This is a genomic window from Frankia sp. CgJB1, assembly GCF_977947065.1.
In genome coordinates this window covers 2,726-7,090 of sequence record NZ_CDWTNB010000209.1, presented here as the reverse complement: position 1 = coordinate 7,090, position 4,365 = coordinate 2,726, and the positions used below count along the sequence as shown (strand labels likewise).

Here is a 4,365-nt window from a genome sequence, read left to right as displayed (position 1 = left end):
GTCGTGCACGCGGTGCCGCCGCCCGCCGCCGCTTCCCTCCTGCCGGCCGGCGCCGAACCTGAGGCGGCCCGGCTGCGTGAACTCGGCGACTCGCCGATCATCAACGTGCACATGATCTATCCTCGACCGGTGATCGACGGCCCGTTCCTGGCCGTGGTCGACTCGCCCATCCAATGGATCTTCGATCGCACGGTCTCCTCCGGGCTCGCCGCCGCCGGCCCGCCCGGTGCCCAGTACCTGGCGCTGTCGCAGTCTGCGGCGGAGCCGTGGGTCGATCGTCCGGCGAACGAGCTGCGGACCCTGTTCGTCGAGGAGATGGCCCGGCTGTTCCCGGCCGCGCGGGCGGCCGGGCCGCTGGAGGTCTTCGTCACCCGGGAACGTACGGCGACCTTCCGGCAGGTGCCCGGTTCGCTTGCGTTGCGTCCGGGTGCGTCGACCGGCCTGCCCGGCTTCGCCCTGGCCGGGACCTGGACCGACACCGGATGGCCGGCAACCATGGAGTCGGCTGTGCGTAGCGGACTCGCTGCTGTCCGTGAGAACCTGGCCGGTATGGGGGTCGACGTCAACGAGCCACGCGGGCCGGGCCCGCAGGCCCGAAGGACGGGCGGACGGCTCCCCGAGCAGGTGGGTGAGTCGGTACCGGTAGGCACTGAATCGGTGAGCACACCGGACGGCGGCGCCACGGCCGCGCAGGTGCGCGATCCACAGGATCCACGAGGGGACAACGCGGTTCCCGCCGGATCGGCGGCGGTCGTCCGGCCGCTTCCGCCCGGCCAACCAAGGCACACATCCACAGGGGGATTCCCGGTATGACCATGACGGTTCCGGATGCGATCGAGCGTGGGCGGACCCTCACCGTGCCTGCCTTGCGCGCCACGGTGGATCGGCTCCACCCACGGCTTCGCCACGTCGTCGCCTACCATCGCGGCTGGGTCGACGCCGAGGGCGCGCCACTGTCCGGCGGCGGGGGCAAGCTGGTACGCCCGGCGCTGGCGCTGCTGTCGGCGCAGGCCGCCGGCGCCCCGGCGGAGACCGGGCTGCCGGCAGCGGTCGCCGTCGAGCTGGTGCACGACTTCTCGCTGCTGCACGACGATCTCATGGACGGCGACACCGAGCGCCGCCACCGGCCCACGGCCTGGACGATCTTTGGCGCTGACGGCGCGATCCTCGCCGGGGACGCGCTGCTCGGCCTGGCGACCCAGGTTCTGCTGGAGATCGAGGGGGAGCCCGGCCGTTGCGCGGCGCTGATCCTGGGCGCGGGCGTTCAGGACCTCGTCCGTGGCCAGGCCGAGGACCTGATGTTCGAGAAGCGGCCGGATGTCAGCGTCGCCGAGACGCTGCACATGGAGGACGGCAAGACCGGCGCGCTGCTGGCCTGCTCGGCCTCCCTCGGCGCCGTGCTCGCCGGGGCCGATGACGACATGGTCAACGCCCTCGCCGAGTACGGATCCCGGCTCGGCACCGCGTTCCAGCTCATCGACGACCTGCTCGGTATCTGGGGTGATCCCTCGATGACCGGCAAGCCGGTGCTGTCGGACCTGCGGTCCCGCAAGAAGTCGGTGCCGGTCGTGGTGGCCCTGGAGGCCGGCGGAACCGCGGCCGAGGAGCTGCGGGCGTTCCTCACCGGCACCGGGGAGTCCACCGAGGCGGAGTTGACGCACATCGCGGACCTGATCGAGCGGGCCGGCGGGCGGGACTGGACCACCGCCGAGGCCGACGGCCAGCTGAAGGCCTGCGAGAACGTGCTCCGCTCGTTGTCGATGCCCGCCGAGATCGAGGCGGAACTGCTGGCCCTCGCGCGTTTCGTGACCGAACGAGACCGCTGAGGAGACGATAGGTGAGTGCAGTCGCCGTTCCCGCCCGGCCTGGCACCACCCCGGTGCCAGGCCGGGCGGCCGGGTGATCAGTACGTTGATCGTCTTCATGACCATCGCATGTACGACGAGGGGAGTCGTCGATGAGCCTGACCTCGGACCCGTCCCCGGCTGCTCCAAAGGCCGCGAAGAGCTCGAAGCGCGTTAACATTCCCGCGCCCGCCACGCCCGACGCCTACGGGATCTCCCGGTCCTCGCCACCGCTGTCCGGCGGTGGCGTGCCCGGCGGTGGCGCGGCGACCGTCGACGGCACCCCGCCCACGACGCAGACCCCGGTCGATCAGGACCTGGCCGCGGCGATGACCGCGGCCGACCGGGCTCGGGACCACCTCCTCGGGCTGCAGTCCGAGGAGGGCTGGTGGAAGGGCGACCTCGAGACGAACGTCACGATCGACGCCGAACACCTGTTCATGAAGCAGTTCCTCGGCATCCGCACCGAGGAGGAGACCGAGCCGATCGCCCGGTGGGTGCGGTCCCAGCAACTCGCGGACGGCGGCTGGGCCACGTACTACGGCGGACCGGCCGAGCTGTCCACCACGGTCGAGGCGTACATCGCCCTGCGCCTGGCCGGTGACGAGCCCGACGCCCCGCACATGGCGGCGGCGGCCGTGCTCATCCGCTCCCAGGGCGGGGTGGCGGCCGCCCGGGTCTTCACCCGAATCTGGCTGGCGACCTTCGGCGAGTGGTCCTGGGACGACGTGCCCGTGCTGCCGCCGGAACTGATCTTCCTGCCGTCCTGGTTCCCGCTGAATGTTTACGACTTCGGCTGCTGGGCCCGCCAGACGATCGTCGCGTTGACGATCGTCGGGTCGTTCCGGCCTGTGCGCGACCTCGGCTTCAGCATCGACGAGATCAAGGTCGCGGCACCCGTGACGCCGCTGAAGCCGGCCCCGCTGTACAGCTGGGAGGGCGCCTTCGAGCGGTTGGACGCGATCCTGCACCGCTATGAGCGCCGGCCGATCAAGATGCTGCGCACCCTGGCGTTGCGCCGGGCCACCGAGTGGGTCGTCGCCCGCCAGGAGGCCGACGGGTGCTGGGGGGGCATCCAGCCGCCGTGGATCTACTCCGTCATGGCGCTGCATCTCATGGGATACCCCCTCAACCACCCAGTGATCGCCACGGCGTTCCGGGGAATGGAACGCTACATCATCCGGCGCGAGACCCCGGAGGGGCCGACCGCCCAGATCGAGGCATGCCAGTCGCCGGTCTGGGACACCGCGCTCGCGGTGGTCGCGCTCTCGGACGCCGGCGTCCCGGCCGACCATCCCGCGATGGTGCGGGCCGGCCGCTGGCTGGTTGACGAAGAGGTCCGGGTGGCCGGGGACTGGGCGGTCCGCCGTCCGGCGCTCGCCCCCGGCGGCTGGGCGTTCGAGTTCGACAACGACTTCTACCCGGACACCGACGACACTGCCGAGGTCGTGTTGGCGCTGCGTCGCCTGCTCGGTGGCAGCCATGTCGCCCCGGGCGGCACCGTCACCCCGGGCGGCACCGCCGAGCTCCCGCCGGCCGCGCGTGACCGTGCCTCCCGCGGCCTCGCGGCGGTCGACCCGCAGCTGGCCGGGGCGATGCGCGCCGCTGCGGCCCGCGGGGTCGACTGGAGCGTCGGCATGCGGTCGTCGGACGGGGCCTGGGGCGCCTTCGACGCCGACAATGTGCGGACGCTGACGGCGAAGATCCCGTTCTGCGACTTCGGCGAGGTGGTCGACCCGCCGTCGGCGGACGTCACCGCCCACATCGTGGAGATGCTGGCCGACCTCGGCCGTTCCGACCACCCGATCACCCAGCGGGCGGTGCAGTGGCTGCTGGACAACCAGGAACCGGGCGGCTCCTGGTTCGGCCGGTGGGGGATCAACCACGTCTACGGCACCGGCGCCGTGGTTCCGGCGCTGATCGCCGCTGGCGTTCCCGCCGACCACCCGGCGATCACAACCGCGGTGCGCTGGCTGCTGGAGCACCAGTCGCCCGACGGCGGATGGGGTGAGGACCCGCGTGCCTACGACGATCCGGCCTGGATCGGCCGGGGTGAGCTCACCGCCTCGCAGACCGCCTGGGCGCTGCTCGCGCTGCTGGCCGTCGACCCGCACAGCAAGGCGGTCAAGCGGGGAGTGCGCTGGCTGTGCGAGACCCAGCGGCCGGACGGGACCTGGGACGAGCCCCAGTTCACCGGAACCGGTTTCCCCGGTGACTTCTACCTCAACTACCACCTGTACCGGCTGGTCTTCCCGCTGACCGCGCTCGGTCGGTACGTGACCCTCACCGGGGTGGCCACGCTATGAACATCTTCGCATCCGCGGCCGGCGGCGACGGGAACGCCGGGGACGTCGAGGACGGCGCGTCCGCCGGGGACGGCGCGTCCGCCGCCGCGGCAGCCACGGCGGCAGCCACGGCGGCAGCCACGGGTGCCGGGATCAGGGCTGTTCCGGCCGCCTCCACCGAGATCCCGGCGCAGGAGCCGTCGTCGCCGTCCCTGCCGTCGGCCGCGCCCCCAGGG

The 4,365-nt window shown here is 72.4% G+C and carries 4 protein-coding genes; all 4 read left to right on the top strand.

The genetic code is table 11. The features are described from left to right. The coding region (locus AC08OT_RS18110; protein ID WP_476603081.1) for an FAD-dependent oxidoreductase at positions 1–813 on the top strand (813 nt) is incomplete at its 5' end. Continuing rightward, positions 810–1,826 carry a polyprenyl synthetase family protein gene (locus tag AC08OT_RS18105; protein ID WP_476592373.1) on the top strand — a complete coding sequence of 339 codons (1,017 nt, stop codon included), beginning with the start codon at positions 810–812 and terminating at the stop codon, positions 1,824–1,826. The genes AC08OT_RS18110 and AC08OT_RS18105, both read left to right, overlap by 4 nt. Before the next feature lie 131 nt (positions 1,827–1,957). Then, a complete protein-coding gene (locus AC08OT_RS18100) occupies positions 1,958–4,150 on the top strand; it encodes a terpene cyclase/mutase family protein (protein WP_476603080.1) in 2,193 nt (730 codons plus the stop codon). Beyond that, a partial coding sequence (locus AC08OT_RS18095) for a hypothetical protein (protein ID WP_476603079.1) occupies positions 4,147–4,365 on the top strand: 219 nt, incomplete at its 3' end. The genes AC08OT_RS18100 and AC08OT_RS18095, both read left to right, overlap by 4 nt.

Coding starts and splice junctions, on each gene's coding strand:
- AC08OT_RS18100 (WP_476603080.1), top strand. CDS start 1,958: ATGAGCCTGACCTCGGACCCGTCCCCGGCTGCTCCAAAGGCCGCGAAG.
- AC08OT_RS18105 (WP_476592373.1), top strand. CDS start 810: ATGACCATGACGGTTCCGGATGCGATCGAGCGTGGGCGGACCCTCACC.